Genomic DNA, 20,076 nt, shown 5'->3' with positions numbered 1-20,076 from the left:
AGGCGCCCGGCGCCCGGCACGCGGCCGAGGCGGTGCGGTGGTGGTGGTGGTGGGCCCTGCCGGGCTCGAACCGACGACATCCACGGTGTAAACGTGGCGCTCTACCAACTGAGCTAAAGGCCCCCGCGTCCGGTCGCCGGGCGCTCCGCCATGCTAGCCGACAGCGTCGGCGCGCCCCGGCTCCGTGGAGCGCGGGCCCCGTAGCCTCTCCCGCGTGTCCATCCACCCCTCGCGCCGTACGGTCGCCGAGCCCCGCTGGCCGGCCGGCGCCGGCGTCCTCGTGGCGGTGGTCCTCTACGGCATCGCGCCCACCGCCGTGCCCCCGGGTGTGCGGATCGCCGTGGTCGTGACGGCCGTCGCCCTCCTCGTGCCGCTGGTCGCGCTCAATCCGCGCCGGCTCGCCCGCGAGACGGCCTGGTCGCGCGGTCTCGGCCTGGTGCTCGGCGGGCTCCTGCTGGTCGCCAACCAGGTCAGTCTCGTCGTGCTGGTGGTCGCGCTCGTGGACGCCTCGGAGGCGGGACCCGAGCTCCTGCTCACGGCGCTGCAGGTCTGGGCCACCAACGTCCTGGCCTTCGCGCTCGTGTTCTGGGAGATGGACCGCGGAGGTCCGGTCGCCCGTCGCGCCCATGCCCGTGAGGCGCTCGCGCCGGCCGACTTCCGCTTCCCGCAGGACGAGGACGCCGGAGGGGTGCCCGGGGCCGCCGGCCGCCCATCCGAGCACGCCGACTGGGTGCCGGGGTTCGTCGACTACGCGTACTTCTCGCTGACGAATTCGATGGCCTACAGCCCCACGGACACGATGCCGCTGCGGCACCGGGCGAAGGCGCTCATGGCCCTGCAGGCGTTCGCGGGCTTCGTGATCCTCGCGCTGGTCATCGCGCGCGCGGTCAACATCCTGAGCTGACCCGCAGCAGCGGATCGGGCAGGCGCGCCCGGATCAGGCGGGGACGAGCGCCAGGTCGCGGATGGCGGAGCGGTAGGCCTCGAGCTCGCGCGCCTCGCCGGGCGCGGTGATGAAGCTGCCGCGGATGATCCCGCGGGTGTCGATGAGGAAGGTCGCGCGGTTCGCGAAGCCCTTCTCCTCGAGGAAGACGCCGTACTCCTTCGCGACCTGGCCGTGCGGCCAGAAGTCCGCGAGGAGCTGGAAGTCGATGCCCTGCTGCTGGGCCCACGCGCGCAGCGTGTGCTTGCTGTCGACGCTGACGCCGATGAGCTCGACGCGGCTGTCGGCGAAGAGGGCGAGGTTCTCCTCGAGCTGGCACATCTCGCCGGTGCACGTCCCGGAGAAGGCGAGGGGGAAGAAGACGAGGGCGACCGCGCGGTGTCCGCGGTACTCGCTCAACCGGACCCGCTCGCCGTACTGGTTGGCGAGCTCGAAGTCGGGAGCCTGTGTGTCGTTGGCCAGGGCCATGGGGTGCGGATCCTTCCGTGCCGGCGAGTGTCTCCTGTCTGGCACGAGGGTCGATCCTACGCCGCCCATCCGGGATGTCCAGCGATGCGGCCGGGGCCGCGCGGACGGGGCGCGCCGACCGCCGTCCGACACCGTCGGTCGGCATGGGTAGGCTGGCCCCTGGCGTACGCGCGGTCTCGCACCCTTCGAGCCCCGTGGCACCGAAGACGATGTCTGCACACCACAGGAAGAGGTCGAGGGTGACTGTCAACGACCAGGATCCGTACTCGGTGAACCACACCGATCAGGATCCGGAAGAGACCGCCGAATGGAACGAGTCCCTCGACGGGCTCGTCGAGACGCAGGGCCGGGGTCGCGCGCGCGACGTCATGCTCAGCCTCCTCAAGCGCTCCAAGGAGCTGCACCTCAACGTGCCGATGGTCCCCACCACGGACTACATCAACACGATCGCGCCGGAGAACGAGCCCGACTTCCCCGGTGACGAGGAGATCGAGCGCCGCTACCGCGCGTGGATCCGCTGGAACGCGGCCGTCACGGTGCACCGGGCCCAGCGCCCCGGCATCGCGGTCGGCGGGCACATCGCCACGTACGCCTCCTCCGCCGCCCTCTACGAGGTCGGCTACAACCACTTCTTCCGCGGCCAGGACCACCCGGGCGGCGGCGACCAGGTCTTCGTGCAGGGCCACGCCTCCCCCGGCACCTATGCGCGCGCCTTCCTCGAGGGCCGCCTGAGCGAGGACCAGCTCGACGGCTTCCGCCAGGAGAAGAGCCACCAGGGCGGCGGCCTGTCGTCGTACCCGCACCCCCGCCTGATGCCGGAGTTCTGGCAGTTCCCCACGGTCTCGATGGGCCTCGGCCCCATCAACGCGATCTACCAGGCGCAGGCGAACAAGTACCTCACCAACCGCGGCATCAAGGACGCCTCCGACCAGCAGGTCTGGGCCTTCCTCGGCGACGGGGAGATGGACGAGGTCGAGAGCCGCGGACAGCTCCAGGTCGCGGCGAACGAGAAGCTCGACAACCTGAACTTCGTCATCAACTGCAACCTGCAGCGCCTCGACGGCCCGGTCCGCGGCAACGGCAAGATCATCCAGGAGCTCGAGAGCTTCTTCCGCGGCGCCGGCTGGAACGTCATCAAGGTCGTCTGGGGCCGCGAGTGGGACGACCTGCTCGCCCGCGACACCGAGGGCGCGCTCCTCGACCTGATGAACCGCACGCCCGACGGCGACTACCAGACCTTCAAGGCCGAGAGCGGTGCCTACATCCGCGAGAACTTCTTCGGGCGCGACGAGCGCACCGCGAAGCTCGTCGAGGGCTACACCGACGACCAGATCTGGAACCTCAAGCGCGGCGGCCACGACTACCGCAAGGTCTACGCGGCGTTCAAGGCGGCGAGCGAGCACACAGGCCAGCCCACGGTGATCCTCGCGAAGACCGTCAAGGGCTACGGCCTCGGCCCGAGCTTCGAGGGCCGCAACGCGACCCACCAGATGAAGAAGCTCACGCTCGACAACCTCAAGCAGTTCCGCGACGAGATGCGGGTGCCGATCACGGACGCGCAGCTCGAGGCGGACCCGTACCTGCCGCCGTACTACCACCCCGGTCAGGACGACGAGGCGATCCAGTACATGCAGGAGCGCCGTCGCGCCCTCGGCGGGTACTCCCCCGAGCGCCGCACGAACCACACGGCCATCTCGCTGCCCGACGACTCGGCGTACCGGATCTCCAAGAAGGGATCCGGCACCCAGGAGATCGCCACAACCATGGCGTTCGTCCGGCTGCTCAAGGACCTCATCCGCGCGAAGGACTTCGGCAACCGCGTCGTCCCGATCATCCCGGACGAGGCCCGCACCTTCGGCATCGACGCCTTCTTCCCGACGGCGAAGATCTACAACCCGAACGGCCAGCACTACACGTCGGTCGACCGCGAGCTGCTGCTCTCCTACAAGGAGAGCCCGCAGGGCCAGATCGTCCACGTGGGCATCAACGAGGCGGGCGCCCTGGCGGCGTTCACCAACCTCGGCACCACGTACTCGACCCAGGGCGAGCCGCTCATCCCGATCTACGTCTTCTACTCGATGTTCGGGTTCCAGCGCACGGGCGACGCGATCTGGGCGGCGGGCGACCAGATGGCGCGCGGCTTCCTCATCGGCGCGACCGCGGGCCGCACCACGCTGACGGGCGAGGGCCTCCAGCACGCGGACGGCCACTCGCTCGTCCTGTCGCAGACCAACCCGGCGGTCGTGTCCTACGACCCGGCGTACGCCTACGAGATCGGGCACATCGTGCGCACCGGCCTCGAGCGGATGTACGGCGGCCAGCACGAGGACCCGAACGTCATGTACTACCTCACGGTCTACAACGAGCCGATCATCCACCCGGCCGAGCCCGAGGACGTGGACGTGGACGGCATCGTCCGCGGCATCCACAAGCTCAAGGACGGCTGGGTCGAGGGGCCGAAGGCGCAGCTGATGGCCTCCGGCGTCGCGGTGCCGTGGGCGCTCGAGGCGCAGAAGCTCCTCGCCGACGACTGGGGCGTGTCCGCCGACGTGTGGTCCGTCACCTCCTGGGGCGAGCTGCGTCGCGACGGCCTGGCGGCGGAGGAGCACAACCTGCTGCACCCGCACTCCGAGACCCGCGTCCCGTACCTGGAGGAGAAGCTCCGCGGAGCCGAGGGCCCGTTCGTCGCGGTCACCGACTTCTCGCACGCCGTCCCGGACCAGATCCGGCAGTTCGTGCCCGGTGACTACTCGACGCTCGGCGCCGACGGCTTCGGCTTCTCGGACACGCGACCGGCCGCGCGCCGCTTCTTCGCGATCGACGGTCCGTCGATGGTCGTGAAGACGCTGCAGCGCCTCGCCAAGCAGGGCAAGGTCGACCAGGACGCGCCGAAGTGGGCGATCGACAAGTACCGCCTGCTCGACGTGACCGCCGGCACGACCGGGTCGGCGGGCGGCGAGGCGTGAGCTGCGCCGACCTGACGTGACCACGAGCGATCGGCACGACACCGACGTGGAGACCGGGGAGACGAAGGCGGAGACGCTGACGTGGCTCCGGTCCCTGTCGGGGGAGCTCGCCAGCGCGACGCTCCAGCGGCTGGAGGACACGCTGCCCTGGTACGGCGACATGCCGCCGGGGCGGCGGTCCGCCGTCGGGCTCGTGGCGCAGGCCGGCATCACGTCGTTCATCCACTGGTACGACGATCCCGACTCGACGCCGTGGATCGCCGCGGACGTGTTCGGTGCGGCACCCCGAGAGCTCCTGCGCTCGGTGAGCCTGCAGCAGACGCTGCAGCTCATCCGGGTCACCGTGGAGGTCGTCGAGGACCGCGTGCGCGACCGGCACCGGACCGTGCGCGACGCGATCCTCCTGTACTCGCGGGAGATCGCCTTCGCGGCCGCCGACGTGTACGCGCGCGCCGCCGAGGCCCGCGGGCTCTGGGACGCGCGGCTCGAGGCCCTGGTGGTCGACAGCATCCTCTCGGGCGAGTACGACGACGAGCTGCCGTCCCGCATCGCCGCGCTCGGCTGGCACGGCCACGGCGAGGTGTCGGTGCTCGTCGGCACCGCGCCCGCCGTGCTCGACGTCGACCAGCTGCGACGCACCGCGCGGCACCTCGACGCGGACGTCCTCATCGGCGTCCAAGGCAGCCGGCTCGTCCTCGTCATCGGGCGCGCGTCGCCCGCGGCCGTGGAGCCCGATGCCCCCGCCCCCGAGGTGCCGCCCGTCACCTTCCTCGAGATCGCCACGCAGCTGGAGCCCGGGTTCGGATCCGGCCACCTGGTCCTCGGGCACGAGGTGCCGAGCCTCGTCGAGGCGTCGCGCAGCGCCCGCGCGGCCCTCGCCGGCTTCGCCGTCGCGCGCTCCTGGCGCAACGCGCCGCGGCCGACGCTCGCCGACGACCTGCTGCCCGAGCGCGCCCTCGCCGGCGATCCGCTCGCCCGCTCCACGCTCATCAACCGGATCTACAAGCCCCTGCAGGCGCACTCCACCGAGCTGCTCGCCACGCTCTGGTGCTACCTGGACACCGGCCGCTCGCTCGAGGCGACGGCGCGCGAGCTGTTCGTCCACCCGAACACGGTGCGGTACCGGCTCAAGCGCGTCTCCGACGTCATCGGCTGGGACGCGACGGGCGCCCGCGAGGCGCTCATCCTCCAGGCCGCGCTCATCATCGGCAGCATCGCCGAGGCGGGCACGACCGTCCCGAAGCAGCAGGGGTCGGGCCGCGCCCGGACGAAGCGGCCGGCGGCCAGGTGAGCGTCCGCGCCTGTGCCCTCGTCACAACGTCGCGGCGGATCCTCTGTAGGACGTGGACTCCGGCACGCCGCTCGCCGAGTGGGAGGGTGGACGGATGATCATCGTCGTCTGCCCGGGTCAGGGCTCCCAGAAGCCCGGCTTCCTCTCCCCCTGGCTCGAGCACCCCGAGCACGCGCGTCGGCTCGGCGAGCTGGGCGACGCGGCCGGGCTCGACCTGGTCACGCACGGCACGACGTCCGACGCGGACACCATCCGCGACACCGCGGTGGCCCAGCCGCTCATCGTCGCGGCGGGCATCATGGCCCTCCACGCGCTGCTCGCCGACGGCCGCGACGCGTACGTCGCCGGGATCGCGGGCCACTCGGTCGGCGAGATCACCGCGGCCGCCGGTGCCGGCATCCTCACGGACGCCGAGGCCATGGCCGTCGTGCGGACCCGCGGCGACGCGATGGCCGAGGCCGCCGCCGTCACCCGCACGGGCATGAGCGCGGTCGTGGGCGGCGACCAGGACGCGGTGCTCGCGCGGCTCGCCGAGTTCGGGCTCGAGCCCGCCAACTTCAACGGCGGCGGGCAGATCGTCGTGGCCGGCGACCCCGAGGCCCTGGCGGCGCTCCAGGCGGAGCCGCTGCGCGGAACCCGCGTGATCCCGCTGCAGGTGGCCGGCGCCTTCCACACCCACCACATGGCCCCGGCCGTCGCGGTGCTGCAGCAGGCGGTCGCCCCGCTCGCTCCCCGCGACCCGCGCTTCCCCATCTGGACCAACCGCGACGGCAGCCGGGTCGAGTCCGGCGCCGCGTTCCTCGACCTCGTCGTCGGCCAGGTCGCGAGCCCCGTGCGCTGGGACCTCTGCATGGAGGCCTTCGACGCCGCGGGTGTGACCGGCCTCATCGAGGTCGCCCCCGCCGGTGCGCTCACCGGCCTCGCGAAGCGCGGCCTGAAGGGCCTCCCCACGCTCGCGCTCTCCACGCCCGACGACCTCCCGGCGGCCATCGACATGCTCGACGCGCACGCCTGACCCGCCTCACCGACACCGAACAGGCACACATGACCGACCAGCCCCGCCCCACCATCCGGACCGCGCCCGTGGTCGAGCGCTTCACCCGCATCTGGGGCCTCGGCGCCGCCCGAGGCGAGCTGGACGTCCCGAACGACGACCTCGTCGGCCCCATCGACTCCTCGGACGAGTGGATCCGCCAGCGCACGGGCATCATCACCCGCAAGCGCGCTGGCGCCGACGTGGACGCGGTCGACCTCGCGACCACCGCGTCGCTCGAGGCCATCGCGAAGGCGGGCATCCGCCCGGAGCAGATCGGCATCGTCCTCGTGAGCACCGTGAGCAACACGGTCCAGACCCCGTCGATGGCCGCGCTCCTCGCCGACCGCATCGGCGCGAACCCGGCCCCCGCCTACGACATCTCGGCCGCCTGCGCCGGGTACACGTACGGCATCGCCCAGGCCGACTCGTTCATCCGGTCCGGCCTCGCCGACTACGTGCTCGTCGTCGGCGCCGAGAAGCTGTCGGACATCGTCGACCCCACCGACCGCTCCATCTCCTTCCTGCTGGGCGACGGCGCCGGTGCGGCGATCGTCGGCCCGAGCGACACCCCCGGCATCTCGCCGACGGTCTGGGGCTCCGACGGCTCCAACTGGGACGCGGTCGGGATGAGCGGCACACTGAAGAGCATGCGCGACGGTTCCGCGTGGCCGACCCTCCGCCAGGACGGCCAGAAGGTCTTCCGCTGGGCCGTCTGGGAGATGGTCAAGGTCGCCAAGGAGGCGCTCGACCGCGCGGGGGTCACGGCCGACCAGCTCGCCGCCTTCATCCCCCACCAGGCCAACATGCGCATCGTCGACGAGTTCGCCAAGCAGCTCGGCCTCCCCGAGTCCGTCGCCATCGCCCGCGACATCGCGACCACGGGCAACACCTCCGCCGCGTCGATCCCGCTCGCCACCCACCGCCTGCTCGAGGAGGACCCGTCGCTCTCCGGCGGCCTCGCCCTGCAGATCGGGTTCGGCGCCGGACTCGTCTTCGGCGCGCAGGTCGTCGTCCTGCCCTGAGCCCCACCGCCCCATAAGCTGTTCCGGTCATCACGAACCACGAGGAGATACACATGGCACTGTCCACCGAAGAAGTCCTGGCCGGCCTGGCCGAGCTCGTCAACGACGAGACCGGGATCGCCACCGACACCGTCGAGATGGACAAGTCGTTCACCGACGACCTGGACATCGACTCGATCTCGATGATGACGATCGTCGTCAACGCCGAGGAGAAGTTCGACGTGAAGATCCCCGACGAGGAGGTCAAGAACCTCAAGACCGTCGGCGACGCCGTCACCTTCATCACCAACGCGCAGTCCTGATCGCGCGGACGACGGCCGGTCCCGCATCCGGGACCGGCCGTCTCCCTCCCCCGTTCCCGACGTCGAGGAGACGCCACGCATGACCACCCCCAAGAAGATCGTCGTCACCGGCATCGGCGCCACGTCGCCCCTCGGCGGCACCGCCGAGGACACCTGGCAGGCGCTCCTCCGCGGCGAGTCGGGCATCACGACCCTCGAGCAGGACTGGGTGGCCAAGTGGGAGATCCCCGTCACCTTCGCCGGGCAGGCCAAGGTGCCGTCCTCCGAGGTGATGCAGCGCATCGAGACCAAGCGCCTCGACCCGTCCAGCCAGTTCGCGCTGACCGCCGCGCGCGAGGCCTGGGCCGACGCCGGCTCGCCCGAGGTCGACCCGCTGCGCTTCGCCGTCGACTGGGCGACCGGCATCGGCGGCGTGTGGACGCTGCTCGATGCATGGGACACCCTCCGCGAGAAGGGCCCGCGCCGGGTCCTCCCCATGACCGTGCCCATGCTCATGCCGAACGGTCCGGCGGCCGCGGTGGGCATGGCCCTCGGTGCGCGCGCCGGCATCCAGACCGTCGTCTCGGCCTGCGCCTCCAGCACCGAGTCGATCGCCAGCGCCTACGAGCACCTCCAGGCGGGCCGCGCCGACATCATCGTCGCCGGCGGCTCCGAGGCGTCCATCCACCCGCTCCCCATCGCGTCGTTCGCCGCGATGCAGGCGCTGTCCAAGCGCAACGACGATCCCGCCCACGCCTCGCGCCCGTACGACATTTCGCGGGACGGCTTCGTCCTCGGCGAGGGCGGCGCGGCGCTCGTGCTCGAGACCGAGGAGCACGCCAAGGCCCGCGGCGCCCGCATCTACGCCGAGCTGATCGGCGGCGCGGTCACCAGCGACGCATTCCACATCACGGCGCCCGACCCCGAGGGGACGGGCGCGGCACGCGCGATGATCGAGACCATCGAGGGCGCGGGCTATTCGCGGAGCGACGTGTCGCACATCAACGTGCACGCGACGAGCACGCCCGTGGGGGACATCGCCGAGTACAAGGCGCTCGAGCGCGTCTTCGGCGAGGCCGTGCACGGCATCCCGGTCAGCGCGACGAAGGCGTCGACGGGCCACCTCCTCGGCGGCGCCGGCGCGATCGAGGCGGTCTTCACGGTGAAAGCACTGGCGGAGCGCACCGCTCCCCCGACGATCAACCTCACCGAGCAGGATCCCGACATAAAGCTCGACGTCGTCACATCGCCCCGCGCGCTCGGCGACGGCGACCTGCTCGCGATCAGCAACTCGTTCGGCTTCGGCGGGCACAACGCGGTCATCGCGTTCCGAAGCGTCTAGCAGCGCACGCACGACGAGGGGCCCCGACCGGATGGTCGGGGCCCCTCGTCGTGCAGGCGGCGGGAGGAGACGCGCGCCGGTGGCCCTCGGGTCAGCCGACCTTGTGCAGCCAGACCACAGGGCTGAAGTCGCTCGCGTGGCGGAACGCCTCGAGCTCGTCGTCCCAGGCCTGGCCCATGGCGAGGCGCAGCTCGCGGTGCAGCTCCAGCGTGTTCGACCCCGCGATGTCCAGGGCGTAGCGGATGCGGTCCTCGGGGATCACCGTGTTGCCGGCGGTGTCGGTCTGCGCGAAGAAGACGCCGAGATCGGGCGTGTGCATCCACCGGCCGCCGTCGCGTCCCGGACCCGCGTCCTCGGTGACCTCGTAGCGGAGGTGCTCCCAGCCCCGGAGGCCGCTCGCGATGGCGGCGCCGGAGCCCTCCGGGCCCTCCCAGTAGTACTCGGCGCGCATGGCGCCCTTGAGCACCGGCTGCGGGTCCCACGTGAAGTTCACGGCGTGACCGAGCGCGCGACCCGCTGCCCATTCGACATGGGGGCAGAGCGCGCGAGGAGAGGAGTGCACGTAGAGCACTCCTCGAGCCGGTCTTGAGTTGGCGACGGGTGCTTCCATGGGTCTCCTCCATCCGATCAGATGCGTCTTCCCCAACGATCTGCATGCGATGGACGAGCTCCACACCTGCCGGTGCGGCCGGCGCGAGCGCCGACGGGTCTCATCATGCCGGGTGATCCTGTGCATCGGCAACATCGCCGCCACGACGCGCCGTCCCGCTCGGGCACTTCACCGGCGGCGGCGGGTCCGGCCAGGATGCATGCCGGGAATGCCTAGGCTCCAGGTGTCGGTCCGCCGGGGCCGGGAGACGAGGCGGGGATGTCGGTGCGACACGCGCTCCTCGCCGTCCTCACCGAGGGCACCTGCTACGGCTACCAGCTGCGGACCGAGTTCGCCCGGCGCACGGGCACCGCCGCGCCGCTCAACGTCGGCCAGATCTACAACACCCTCGACCGGCTCGAGCGCGACGGCCTCGTGGTCAAGGGCGCGACGGACGATGCGGGGCACGTGCCCTACACGATCACGCCGGCCGGGACGGCCGAGGTGGAGGACTGGCTCGCCGCGAGCGTCGGCGACGTCGGGACGCGGGACGAGCTGCTCGTGAAGGTGACGCTCGCGCTGTCGCTGCCCGGGGCCGACGCGCGGGAGGTGGTGCGCGTCCAGAGGGCGAGCACGCGTGAGGAGGCCCGTGCCCTCGCGGAGATCCGCGAGGACCTCGAGCACGCCGACGATCCCCCGCTCGCCCGGCTGCTCGCCGTGGAGGCGCAGGAAGCGCAGGCGGCCGCCCGGCTCGCGTGGCTCGATTCCGCGGAGCGCAGGATCGGTGCCGCCCGCGCGTCGGGAGCGCGGCCGGCGGGTCTGGCGGAGGCGCCGCGTCGGGGCCGTCCGGCGCGACGGACGGACGCGGACGCCGGCTGACCTAGTGGAGCAGGCCCCCGGCCTTCGCGAGCACGTTCTTCTCCCCCGCCTCTATGGGCACGGCGAAGCGGTTCTGCTTGGGCGGCATCGGGCAGTTGAAGTTGTAGCTGAAGGCGCACGGGGGCAGGTACGCCCGGTTGAAGTCGAGGGTGATGGTCCCGTCGGGCGACGGGGCGACCATCAGGAAGCGGCCCACCCCGTAGGTCGACTCGCCGCTCGTCGCGTCGGAGAACACCAGCAGGAGCGCGCGGCCCTCGCGGAAGGCCGCGAGCGAGTAGTCCACGCCGTCCTTCGTGAAGGTGATCTCCCCCGGCACGACCTTGTCCTTCGTCGCCCCGTCGTCCTTGAGGTGCTCGAAGCCCATGGCCCGCCCGCCCTCGATCGGCGTGAAGTCCGCCTTCACGACCCACTCCTCGGAGTACGGGAAGGCGTCGATGCCGCCGAAGTCGCGGATCGCCTCGGACTGCGCGTCCCAGACGCGGAGGGCGTAGGTGCCCTCCTCGCTGGCGATGACGAAGGCCGACACGGTGTCGCTCGCGACGACCGCCGAGGGCTGCGGGTCGTCCCGGCCGCGCACGACCGCCTCGCCGTCGACGAGGACGCCGTCCACGCGGATCCCGTCGGCGGCCGACGCGCGCACGCGGAGCCCGGAGATGCCGGGCTCGAGGGGCGACCAGGTGCCGGGGATCCCATAGACCGGCTGCGGGTCGGCGTCGGACGAGAACCACTGCGTGTTGACGAGCGCGAGGTTGCCCTGGGGCAGGACCACCATCTGCTCGCGGCGGGAGCGGTAGACGGCGAGCACCTCCGCGGGGTCGGTGGGTGCGGGGGCGGTCGCGGCGGTGCCGGCGGGATCGGTCATGGTCCCATCCTCGCCGCCCGCGGGGCCCCGGCCAAGTCGGCGGCGCCGAGCGATGAGCGGTCGCTCCCGGGGTTCCCCGTCGAGGGTGGCGGGCGTACGGTCGGACCATGAGCACAGATCACGAGAGCACCTCGACCGACGACGACGGCACGACGACCCACACCGAGGAGCACGTGGAGTCGTCCTCCTCCTCGGTCACCGAGGAGAGCGGATCCGGCGACCAGACCCCCGACGGCTCCGGCAGCAACACGAGCGAGGGCGAGGACCACGAGGGCGACGTCGGCTCCGGCGGCTGATCCCTCTCCTACGCGCAACACGACGCCCGGTCCCGTGAGGGGCCGGGCGTCGTCGCGTCCGGGCTCCCCGCGCCGTCACTTGGCCTGGGCGTAGTCCTCGACCACCGCGATCGTGACGGGGAAGTCGACGGGCGCATCGCCGAAGAGCAGCCGCCCTGCCTCGGCGGCGGCCTCCGCCACGGCGGCGCGCACCTCGTCGACGCGGTCGTCGGGCGCGTGGACCATCACCTCGTCGTGCAGGAAGAAGACGAGGTGCGGACGGGATCCGGGCCGCTCCAGGGCGGCGAGCCTCCGACGGAGGCCGGCCAGCCAGCACAGCGCCCACTCGGCGGCGCTGCCCTGCACGACGAAGTTGCGGGTGAAGCGCCCCTGGTCCCGAGCGGCGGTGCGCGCCCGGGCGGCGTCCGCCGCGGATGCCTCGCCGGCGCGGCCGATCTGCTGCACGTCGCGCCAGGCATCCCCGGGCGGCGGGGACGAGCGCCCGAGGCGCGTGCTGACCACGCCGCCGCTCTCCCCCGCGCGCGCCGCCTGCTCGACGAAGCCGGTCGCCCGCGGGTAGGCGCGCACGAGCCGGGGCATGAGGCGGCCGCTCTCCCCCGATGTCGCGCCGTACATGGCACCGAGCATCGCGACCTTGGCGTGCGCGCGCGTGTCCACGACGCCCGCGTCGACGAGCCCCTGGTAGAGGTCGCTGCCGCGCCCGGCGTCGGCCATCGCGCGGTCCTCGGCCAGCGCCGCGAGGACGCGGGGCTCCAGCTGCGCGGCGTCGGCGACGACGAGCTTCCAGCCGGGATCCGCGCGCACAGCCGATCGGATCTGGCGCGGGAGCTGCAGCGCGCCGCCGCCGCTCGCCGCCCACCGCCCCGTGACGACCCCGCCGGGGACGTACTCCGGGTGGAAGCGGCCGTCGCGGATCCAGGTCTCCATCCACGTCCAGCCGTTGGCGGTGAGGAGCCGCGACAGCTTCTTGTGCTCCAGCAGCGGCGCGATGACCGGGTGGTCGATCTCCTGGAGCTCCCACTGGCGGGTGCTCGCGGCGTCGATGCCGGCTCGACGCAGCGCGCGGAGGACGTCGGGCGGGCTGTCGACGTTGAGGTCGGGCGCGCGGAGGATGTCCCGGATGCGCGCCGCCAGCGCTGTGAGCGCCGGGGGCGCGCCGCCGTGCGCGGGGCGACCGCCGAGCGCCTGGACGAGGAGGGCATCGTGGACGGCGGTGTCCCACGGCAGCCCGTCCGCGGACATCTCGGCCGCGACGAGCGCGCCCGCGGACTCCGCGGCGAGGAGCAGGCGCAGGCGGCCGGCCGTGGCGCTGCCGGCGACGGCCCGGAGCTGCAGGCGCAGCTCCGCGACCAGGTCGTCCGGCGAGCGGCCCTCCGGCGCGTCGAGGTCGTCGAACAGCGTCGCCGACGAGGAGCGCTCGCGCTCCGCCTGGGGAGCTCGGTCCCACGGCCCCGACGGCATGCGGGCGAGCTCACTGTCCGCGGTGGCGGTGGACAGCCGCAGGATCGCGTGGGAGAGCCGGAGGTCGTGGCACCTCGCGACACGGACGCCCGCCTCCAGGAGCGCGCGCGCCCACACGGACGTGTCGTCCCAGACCCAGCGGGGCGGTTCCTCGGCGCGCTCGCGCGCAGCGGCCACCGCAGGCCAGTCCCGGGTCGGGACGTCCTGGACCGCCGTGACCGTCCCGGAGGCATCGAGGTCGACGAGCCGCACCCCCTCGGGAGTCCGGGCGACCACGATGTGCATGCCCTCATCATCCCGCCCGCCTCCGACGCCCCATGACGCCCGCCCGGCCCTCCACAGGGCGTCACGGAGGGAAACACCGGGTGGGAATGTGCCCGCATCCCCCATCGCGTGCCGTTCACCCGCTAGGGTTGTCATCAAGTCGTCAGGTACTCACGATCCACCCGGTCCGCCGGAGGGTCACGAAGGTCTTTCGACCCGCGGTCCCGGGTCCCGGGATCGATGCATCTCTTTTGAAGGAAATTTCGTCATGGCAACAGGCACCGTCAAGTGGTTCAACGCTGAAAAGGGCTTCGGCTTCATCGCTCCCGACAACGGAACCGCGGATGTGTTCGCTCACTACTCCGCGATCGCGACGGGCGGCTACAAGTCGCTCGACGAGAACCAGAAGGTGGAGTTCGAGGTCGCCCAGGGCCCCAAGGGTCCCCAGGCTGAGAACATCCGCCCGCTCTAACGCCACCCGCTCACCATCGGTGAGCGACGCACGCTGAGCTTCCGAGGACGGCTCCGACCATGTGGTCGGGGCCGTCCTCCATTTAACGGGTCCTCGTCCGGCGCCGGTCCTCCCGCGGTCGGATGCCGAGGACGAGGTGCGCGACCATGGGGCGTGCCCTCCTACCGCATCACCATGACCGTCGGCGCCCTGCGCCCGGGGACAGACCCCGCCTCCGTCCTCCCCGCCGCCGCTGCCGAGGCCACCCGGGTCGCCACCCTCGAGGCCAACGACATCCAGGTCATCCGGGGCGAGCCGCGCCTCACCGTCCGCTTCACCGCGGAGGACGACCCCGCCGCCGAGCGGATCGCTGCCGCCGTGCGCGCCCGCACCGCCGAGCTCGTCGACGTGCCCCGTGCGAGCATCACCCGGCGCGACGGCGGGGCCTGGACGCGGATCTGACGCCACCCCGTGCGGCGGCGGGGTACCGGCCCTGCGCGGCCACCCGCTCGGGGTCACGGATATCGCCTGTAGTCTCGACCACAAGAGCCGACGGCGCCTCAGGGGGACGCACCATCGGCTTGGGGGGACGATGATCGAACAGAAGACGACGCACGACGGGGACGCACGCGAGGCCGGCATCCGTCGGGGCTCGACGCGCAGGACGCCGAAGGGCCTCGGCGGGAACGCCGGTCCCATCACGGAGGCGGATGGCGCGCGTGCCCAGGACTGGCGTCGCGTCTACGCCATGGGCCTCGTCGTCACCGACCTCCTCGTGCTCATCTGGGTCGTGTTCGGGGTGCAGATCGCGTGGTTCGGCTTCGAGACCTCCGACGTGCAGTTCACCGGCCGCCCCGAGGACGTCGCCGTCAGCTACTCCGTCCTATCGGTCGTCATCATCGCGAGCTGGATGGTCGCCCTCGGCCTGTACGGCACCCGTGGCTACCGCGTGCTCGGCACCGGGCCCCAGGAGTACCGGCTGATCCTCGACGCGACCGTGCGGCTGTTCGGCCTGGTCGCCATCGTCGCCTTCCTCGGCCGCATCGACTTCGCCCGCGGCTACGTCATCATCGCCCTGCCCCTGGGCCTCGTCACCCTCGTCCTCAGTCGCTGGATGTGGCGGCAGTGGCTCAACGTGCAGCGCGCCAAGGGCCGCTACTCCTCCCGCGTGCTGCTGATCGGATCCGAGGCGTCGACGGGCTTCCTCGCCCGCGAGCTCGCCCGCCAGCCCTACGCCGGGTACCACGTGGTCGGGGCGTGCATCCCCTCGGGCGTCATCGCCGCGACGCTGCCCGGCACCGGGATCCCCGTCCTCGGCAAGCTGGACGACCTGCAGGCCGCCATGCGCGCGGTCGACGCGGACACCATCGTCATTGCCAGCAACGACGAGCTGTCGCCGGAGCGGATCCGCGAGCTCAGCTGGTCGCTGGAGCCCGGTCGACAGCACCTCGTCGTGGCGCCGAGCCTCACCGACATCGGCGGCCCCCGCATCCACACCCGCCCGGTCGCCGGCCTGCCGCTCATCCACGTGGAGACGCCGCGCTACGAGGGCACCAAGCTCTTCGCGAAGCGGGCGTTCGACATCGTCGCGAGCACGCTGATCCTCGTGGTCGCCTCTCCCCTGCTCCTCGTCATCGCGATGACCATTCGGCTCAGCACCCCGGGGCCCGTGCTCTTCCGCCAGGAGCGGGTCGGCATCAACGGGCGCCCGTTCCAGATGCTGAAGTTCCGCACGATGGTCACGGACGCGGAGGCCCGGCTCCTCGAGCTCGAGAAGCAGTCGCGCGACGCCGGCAACTCGGTGCTCTTCAAGATGAAGGACGACCCCCGGGTCACCCCGATCGGGCGGTTCCTCCGGCGGTACAGCCTCGACGAGCTGATGCAGCTCGTGAACGTCCTCAACGGGACCATGTCGCTCGTGGGACCGCGGCCGCCGCTGGCGCGCGAGGTCGAGGCGTACGAGACGAAGGTGCACCGGCGCTTCCTGGTGAAGCCCGGGATAACGGGGCTCTGGCAAGTGAGCGGCCGGTCGAACCTGTCGTGGGAGGACAGCGTGCGGCTCGACCTGTACTACGTGGAGAACTGGTCGATCGTGGGGGATCTCGTGATCCTGTGGAAGACGGCGCGGGCTGTGCTGCGGCGTGAGGGGGCGTATTGACGGCCGGCGCGACGAGTGATCGGGAACACGGTATGACGACCATCCCCGGCGCGTCGTTCGGCGAGGAGGACAGCGTCCCTGGGCCACCCTCGGACGGCGGCGTCGAATCGCGACGGGATCGCCTCGGTCTGCAGTTCCTCTGGGTTTCGTCCGGCAAGATCATCGCTGCCCTGCTGCAGGCGGCGATCATGCTCCTCCTCGTGCGGGAGGTCTCCCCCGCGCAGTTCGGGTTCTTCTCGGCCGCGTACGGCGTCATCACCATCCCGCAGACCCTGCTCGACCTTGGCCTTCCCACGCTCATCGTCCGCGAGCGCGCCCGGGACGCCCGCGACGGGATCGTGACCGCGGCGCTGAAGCTCAACAATCTGTTCTCGATCGCGCTGTCCGCGCTCCTCCTCATCACTGGCGTGTTCCTCGCCGTCGCCGTCGATGCGCAGTACTGGCTGCTGCTGCCCTTCGCCCTCTGGGCCGCGGCGGAGAGGAACGCCGACGCGTGGCTCGGCGTGGTGCTGGCGGACGGGGACTCGTGGATCAACGTGACGAACCTCGTGCTCCGCCGGGTCCTGAGTCTCGGGATCTTCGTCGGCCTCTCCACGTGGACGGACACGCCGCCGATGCTCGCCATCGCGCTGGCGTTCGCGGTGGCCGCGGCGCTCTCATGGTTCTTCGCCCACGTGTACGTCTCGAAGCGCCTGGTCCTGTCGTCACGGCACACCATGTCGCAGCTCGTGTCGCGCTCGTATCCGTACTGGATAAACTCCGTCTCCTCGCAGATCCAGAACCTCGACGTCGCCTTAACGAGCGCCTTCGCCGGTCCCGCCCAGGCCGGCCTGTACGCGGCGGCCGCGCGGCTGACCAACCCATTGCGGATCCTCCCCAACTCGCTCGCCACGATCTTGCTGCCGGCCGCGTCCAAGCGCACCTCCTCGACGATCGCGTCGCTCTGCAAGCTCGTCGCGGGCGCGACGGCGGTGTTCGGCCTCTTCTACGGCGCGCTCATCCTCGCCATGCCCTGGGCGGTCCCGGTGTTTCTCGGGGACGATTACTCCGGCGCGACGTTCGCGCTCCAAGTGACCTGCGGGGGGCTGGTTTTCGCGTCCGCCAGCTCGCTCGTTAGCACGCTGCTGCTCGGCCTCGGCCTCAAGCACTACGTGGCCACCACGGCTGTCGTGACGACTTTCGCCTGCCTGGCAGGGGTCGTCGCGGGGTCTATTGCAGCCGGGGCGGCAGGGGCGGCGATTGGCCTCGCGTCCGCGTTCGTCTTGCAGAGCGTGCTGCTGTCCAGCCGTCTCGCGGTGTTCGTCATCCGTCGAGAGCCCAACCGGTGAGAGGGGGTCTGTGCCGCGACCGCGGTGCCCGCCGCCGCTCCGCTCCGAGAGACCACCAGGAGGTCACCATTCCCATGCGCGCAGCCCTAGCCGCCATCCGTCCCGTTGTCGCGGGGAGATCGTCGTGACCACCCGTGTGGCCATCACCCAGCCCTATGTCCCCGGCTATCGGGAGCGCCTCTGGGAGCTCGTGATCGCAAGCTTGGCGGACGCCGGCATCGAGTGCCGCGTCTTCCACGGCGGGGATAGGGACCAGGAGCGCGCCATCCGCGACCGCGGCGACGGCGTAGAGCCCCGATGGGCCAGCCGCGTGCGCTCCCTCACCGTCCAGCCCGTGAGGTCCGTCCCGAAGTTCATGTTCCGGCGGCTACCGAGCACCTGGCGGGGGCGCGACGTGCTGCTTGTCACTGAGATGCAGGGGACGAACCTCAACGCATGGCTCCGCGCGGTGCTACGGCAGCCGTACGTCACGCTGGGTCACGGCATCTCGGAGACGACGACGCAGTCGTTCCTTGCGGACGCCGTAGAGGACGCAATGAACGCGCGAGCTGCCCGGGTGCTGACCTACACGGAGGCCGGCCGCCGTCACGTCCTGTCGGCGACGTCACTCGACGAAGACCGTGTGACGGCGTTCCGCAACTCCACGGACACGTCGCGCCTGCAACGGGCGATGTCGGCCGTGACCCCGGAGGTGGAGCGGGCGTTCCGCGAGACGCATGGGATGCCGGAGGACGCGCGCGTCGCGTTCTTCCTCGGGGCGCTAAATCGGTACAAGAGCATCGACCTACTCGTCGACGCGGCTTCGATTGCGCTAAATGCCGATCCGCGGCTGTGGCTGGTCGTCGCCGGTGACGGGGAGTCCCGAGAGATGGTCGAGGCGCTCGCGCGGAAGACCGGACGCGTCGTGCTCCTGGGACAGGCGGGTGCGGAGGCGTACGCGCCGGCCGCGTCCCTGGCCCGGGTGCTCGTCAACCCGGGACGCATCGGCCTGGTGGCCGTCGACGCCCTCGTGATGGGCCTACAGGTGCTGACCACTCAGGGGGCGGCGCACGCTCCCGAACACGAGTACCTCCGACCAGGAGTGGACGTCGTTGAGGTCGCGCCTACAGCGGCGGCCGTCGCGGAGGCGATGCTCGCGGACAGCGCGGTGGACTCACGTCTGAACCGTGAGCACCCGACAATAGAAGGCGCGGCCGAGATCATCACACGCGTGATCCTGTCGGCGGTCCGGGAGATGCACCCCAGGACGTGAGCTCGTCCTGATGATGGGCGCCGGCTGAGCATTCAGGCGGGTCCCGTCGTCATCTCCTCTTGTGCGCGCAATCGGTCACGTCGGTCGTACCGCTGTCGGAGGCGCTGCGACGGCACTTCCACGAACCACCACGAAATAATGGCCGCGAGGAGTGTCGTCGCGATGCTCGCGATCGGCAGCCACCGTGCATCGACGGCTGTGCCAAGCCAAAGCAGGAGCGGGTAGTTCCAGAGGTAGGCGGCGTAGGAGACGGTCCCCAGGGCCAGCAGCGGACGCAGCCACTGCGTCGGGAGCGCGTCCCACGCACGCCACGACGTGATCAAAACGACCGTGAGCACGGCGACGAGGGGGCCCAGCACCAGGTAAGAGCCGATGCTGTCCTTGCCGTCGGGGATCACCGTGAGAAGCAGGAGCGCTGCAGCCGCAGCGGTCCCCGCGACCCGGCGTCGGGACGCTCGCGCCGCGAACCACGCCTTCCAGGACCCGGTACTAATACGGGCTGCTGCGCCGAGGACCATTGCGAGCGCCCACGATGTCGGCAGGCGGTAGATGCGATGCACGTCCGGGTACGTCAGGACCAACGTGGTGCACAGCACCAGGCCCAGCGCCAGCCCCGCGGCGAGGAGCACCGCACGCAGCCTCCCCTTCCGAATCCCCAGCGTGAGGAGCAGCGGCCAGACAAGGTAGAACTGCTCCTCCGTCGCCAGGGTCCAAAGGTGGTCGATCGCGGAGCTCCCGAGGTCGAAGGGGAAGTTGCCCGTGTAAGTGAGCCCCACGATCAGGGCGCGAGTCAGACCGCCGCGTTCGCCGAGCGGATCCAGCGTGAGGGTCACGATTCCTAAGACGGCGAGCATGGTTACCAGCGGAGGCAAGAGCCGGATGGCGCGGTTTCGGTAGAAGCGCATGTACCGGACCCGCCCAGCGCGCTCGACGTCCCGGCTCAGGATGCCGGTGATGAGGTAGCCGCTTAGCGTGAAGAAGATCACGACCCCGACGATCCCACCGGAGCCGAAGGCATCCGGCCAGGCGTGACGGAGGAGCACCAGGGCGATGGCCACGCCCCGAATCAGGTCCAGGCCAGCGACGCGACGGTGAGGGGCGTCGACCCGAATGCCGGTGGTCGCTGTCATGTAGGGCCTCGTCGTTCTCGAAGGGGGTGCGTTCGCGGGTGGGGGCCGTCGGGACCG

General features: G+C 71.4%; 19 protein-coding genes and 1 tRNA gene. 14 read left to right on the top strand and 6 right to left on the bottom strand.

The features are described from left to right. Positions 1–47: 47 nt before the first annotated feature. Positions 48–123 (bottom strand) — tRNA-Val (locus ACT7CP_RS08135). 91 nt (positions 124–214) lie between these two features. Between ACT7CP_RS08135 and ACT7CP_RS08130 the strand changes: the two genes are divergently transcribed. Next, on the top strand, positions 215–904 hold the full coding sequence (locus ACT7CP_RS08130) for a hypothetical protein (RefSeq protein ID WP_445441845.1): 690 nt from the start codon (positions 215–217) through the stop codon (positions 902–904). Positions 905–937: 33 nt separating this feature from the next. On the opposite strand, the gene ACT7CP_RS08125 is transcribed toward ACT7CP_RS08130, so the two are convergent. Further along, on the bottom strand, positions 938–1,411 hold the full coding sequence (locus tag ACT7CP_RS08125; protein ID WP_445441844.1) for a peroxiredoxin: 474 nt from the start codon (positions 1,409–1,411) through the stop codon (positions 938–940). A gap of 239 nt (positions 1,412–1,650) precedes the next feature. Here ACT7CP_RS08125 and aceE point away from each other — a divergent pair, with 239 nt between their 5' ends. From aceE to ACT7CP_RS08095, 6 genes are all read left to right on the top strand, one after another. After that, positions 1,651–4,377 (top strand): pyruvate dehydrogenase (acetyl-transferring), homodimeric type, encoded by a 2,727-nt coding sequence (gene aceE / locus ACT7CP_RS08120; RefSeq protein ID WP_445441843.1) that lies wholly within the window; start codon positions 1,651–1,653, stop codon positions 4,375–4,377. 16 nt (positions 4,378–4,393) lie between these two features. Next, positions 4,394–5,668: a PucR family transcriptional regulator gene (locus tag ACT7CP_RS08115; protein WP_413963017.1), complete on the top strand. Its 1,275-nt coding sequence runs from the start codon at positions 4,394–4,396 to the stop codon at positions 5,666–5,668. Between the two features lie 94 nt (positions 5,669–5,762). After that, positions 5,763–6,683 carry an ACP S-malonyltransferase gene (locus ACT7CP_RS08110; RefSeq protein ID WP_445441842.1) on the top strand — a complete coding sequence of 307 codons (921 nt, stop codon included), beginning with the start codon at positions 5,763–5,765 and terminating at the stop codon, positions 6,681–6,683. Positions 6,684–6,712: 29 nt separating this feature from the next. After that, complete coding sequence (locus tag ACT7CP_RS08105; protein WP_445441841.1) at positions 6,713–7,726, top strand: beta-ketoacyl-ACP synthase III; 1,014 nt, start codon at positions 6,713–6,715, stop codon at positions 7,724–7,726. Positions 7,727–7,779: 53 nt separating this feature from the next. Beyond that, complete coding sequence (locus ACT7CP_RS08100; protein WP_012038305.1) at positions 7,780–8,028, top strand: acyl carrier protein; 249 nt, start codon at positions 7,780–7,782, stop codon at positions 8,026–8,028. A 79-nt stretch (positions 8,029–8,107) separates the two neighbouring features. Continuing rightward, the gene (locus tag ACT7CP_RS08095; protein ID WP_445441840.1) at positions 8,108–9,349 is read left to right on the top strand and encodes a beta-ketoacyl-[acyl-carrier-protein] synthase family protein; all 1,242 of its coding nucleotides are present in this window, start codon (positions 8,108–8,110) and stop codon (positions 9,347–9,349) included. A 91-nt stretch (positions 9,350–9,440) separates the two neighbouring features. Here the strand turns inward: ACT7CP_RS08095 and ACT7CP_RS08090 are convergent, their stop codons facing one another. After that, positions 9,441–9,959, bottom strand: a complete 519-nt coding sequence (locus ACT7CP_RS08090) for a DUF3145 domain-containing protein (protein ID WP_119381530.1) — start codon at positions 9,957–9,959, stop codon at positions 9,441–9,443. A gap of 258 nt (positions 9,960–10,217) precedes the next feature. Here ACT7CP_RS08090 and ACT7CP_RS08085 point away from each other — a divergent pair, with 258 nt between their 5' ends. After that, positions 10,218–10,817 carry a PadR family transcriptional regulator gene (locus ACT7CP_RS08085; RefSeq protein WP_445441839.1) on the top strand — a complete coding sequence of 200 codons (600 nt, stop codon included), beginning with the start codon at positions 10,218–10,220 and terminating at the stop codon, positions 10,815–10,817. A gap of 1 nt (position 10,818) precedes the next feature. Here ACT7CP_RS08085 and ACT7CP_RS08080 read toward each other — a convergent pair whose 3' ends face one another. Further along, a complete protein-coding gene (locus ACT7CP_RS08080) occupies positions 10,819–11,679 on the bottom strand; it encodes a DUF1684 domain-containing protein (RefSeq protein ID WP_445441838.1) in 861 nt (286 codons plus the stop codon). A gap of 107 nt (positions 11,680–11,786) precedes the next feature. On the opposite strand from ACT7CP_RS08080, the gene ACT7CP_RS08075 reads away from it, so the two are divergent. Beyond that, a complete protein-coding gene (locus ACT7CP_RS08075) occupies positions 11,787–11,975 on the top strand; it encodes a hypothetical protein (RefSeq protein ID WP_445441837.1) in 189 nt (62 codons plus the stop codon). Between the two features lie 75 nt (positions 11,976–12,050). Here ACT7CP_RS08075 and ACT7CP_RS08070 read toward each other — a convergent pair whose 3' ends face one another. Continuing rightward, positions 12,051–13,721, bottom strand: a complete 1,671-nt coding sequence (locus ACT7CP_RS08070; RefSeq protein WP_445441836.1) for a bifunctional 3'-5' exonuclease/DNA polymerase — start codon at positions 13,719–13,721, stop codon at positions 12,051–12,053. Positions 13,722–13,968: 247 nt separating this feature from the next. Here ACT7CP_RS08070 and ACT7CP_RS08065 point away from each other — a divergent pair, with 247 nt between their 5' ends. From ACT7CP_RS08065 to ACT7CP_RS08045, 5 genes are all read left to right on the top strand, one after another. Beyond that, a complete protein-coding gene (locus tag ACT7CP_RS08065; protein WP_012038298.1) occupies positions 13,969–14,172 on the top strand; it encodes a cold-shock protein in 204 nt (67 codons plus the stop codon). A 153-nt stretch (positions 14,173–14,325) separates the two neighbouring features. Next, the gene (locus ACT7CP_RS08060; protein WP_445441835.1) at positions 14,326–14,613 is read left to right on the top strand and encodes a hypothetical protein; all 288 of its coding nucleotides are present in this window, start codon (positions 14,326–14,328) and stop codon (positions 14,611–14,613) included. A 130-nt stretch (positions 14,614–14,743) separates the two neighbouring features. Further along, complete coding sequence (locus tag ACT7CP_RS08055; protein ID WP_445441834.1) at positions 14,744–16,309, top strand: sugar transferase; 1,566 nt, start codon at positions 14,744–14,746, stop codon at positions 16,307–16,309. A 32-nt stretch (positions 16,310–16,341) separates the two neighbouring features. Further along, the gene (locus ACT7CP_RS08050; protein ID WP_445441833.1) at positions 16,342–17,637 is read left to right on the top strand and encodes an oligosaccharide flippase family protein; all 1,296 of its coding nucleotides are present in this window, start codon (positions 16,342–16,344) and stop codon (positions 17,635–17,637) included. A 124-nt stretch (positions 17,638–17,761) separates the two neighbouring features. Then, the gene (locus ACT7CP_RS08045) at positions 17,762–18,889 is read left to right on the top strand and encodes a glycosyltransferase family 4 protein (RefSeq protein WP_445441832.1); all 1,128 of its coding nucleotides are present in this window, start codon (positions 17,762–17,764) and stop codon (positions 18,887–18,889) included. A 32-nt stretch (positions 18,890–18,921) separates the two neighbouring features. On the opposite strand, the gene ACT7CP_RS08040 is transcribed toward ACT7CP_RS08045, so the two are convergent. After that, positions 18,922–20,019: an acyltransferase family protein gene (locus tag ACT7CP_RS08040; protein ID WP_445441831.1), complete on the bottom strand. Its 1,098-nt coding sequence runs from the start codon at positions 20,017–20,019 to the stop codon at positions 18,922–18,924. Positions 20,020–20,076 lie beyond the last annotated feature (57 nt).

Source organism: Clavibacter rahimiani (genome assembly GCF_052654495.1).
The sequence above is the reverse complement of the archived record's forward strand: the minus strand, read 5'-3'. Positions and strand labels throughout refer to the sequence as shown.

Excerpts from the sequence above, each read along its gene's own strand:
- ACT7CP_RS08070 (WP_445441836.1), bottom strand. The coding sequence starts at position 13,721 with ATGCACATCGTGGTCGCCCGGACTCCCGAGGGGGTGCGGCTCGTCGAC.
- ACT7CP_RS08105 (WP_445441841.1), top strand. The coding sequence starts at position 6,713 with ATGACCGACCAGCCCCGCCCCACCATCCGGACCGCGCCCGTGGTCGAG.
- ACT7CP_RS08075 (WP_445441837.1), top strand. The coding sequence starts at position 11,787 with ATGAGCACAGATCACGAGAGCACCTCGACCGACGACGACGGCACGACG.
- ACT7CP_RS08110 (WP_445441842.1), top strand. The coding sequence starts at position 5,763 with ATGATCATCGTCGTCTGCCCGGGTCAGGGCTCCCAGAAGCCCGGCTTC.
- ACT7CP_RS08125 (WP_445441844.1), bottom strand. The coding sequence starts at position 1,411 with ATGGCCCTGGCCAACGACACACAGGCTCCCGACTTCGAGCTCGCCAAC.
- ACT7CP_RS08095 (WP_445441840.1), top strand. The coding sequence starts at position 8,108 with ATGACCACCCCCAAGAAGATCGTCGTCACCGGCATCGGCGCCACGTCG.
- ACT7CP_RS08080 (WP_445441838.1), bottom strand. The coding sequence starts at position 11,679 with ATGACCGATCCCGCCGGCACCGCCGCGACCGCCCCCGCACCCACCGAC.
- ACT7CP_RS08090 (WP_119381530.1), bottom strand. The coding sequence starts at position 9,959 with ATGGAAGCACCCGTCGCCAACTCAAGACCGGCTCGAGGAGTGCTCTAC.
- ACT7CP_RS08050 (WP_445441833.1), top strand. The coding sequence starts at position 16,342 with ATGACGACCATCCCCGGCGCGTCGTTCGGCGAGGAGGACAGCGTCCCT.
- ACT7CP_RS08100 (WP_012038305.1), top strand. The coding sequence starts at position 7,780 with ATGGCACTGTCCACCGAAGAAGTCCTGGCCGGCCTGGCCGAGCTCGTC.
- ACT7CP_RS08055 (WP_445441834.1), top strand. The coding sequence starts at position 14,744 with ATGATCGAACAGAAGACGACGCACGACGGGGACGCACGCGAGGCCGGC.
- ACT7CP_RS08065 (WP_012038298.1), top strand. The coding sequence starts at position 13,969 with ATGGCAACAGGCACCGTCAAGTGGTTCAACGCTGAAAAGGGCTTCGGC.
- ACT7CP_RS08040 (WP_445441831.1), bottom strand. The coding sequence starts at position 20,019 with ATGACAGCGACCACCGGCATTCGGGTCGACGCCCCTCACCGTCGCGTC.
- ACT7CP_RS08085 (WP_445441839.1), top strand. The coding sequence starts at position 10,218 with ATGTCGGTGCGACACGCGCTCCTCGCCGTCCTCACCGAGGGCACCTGC.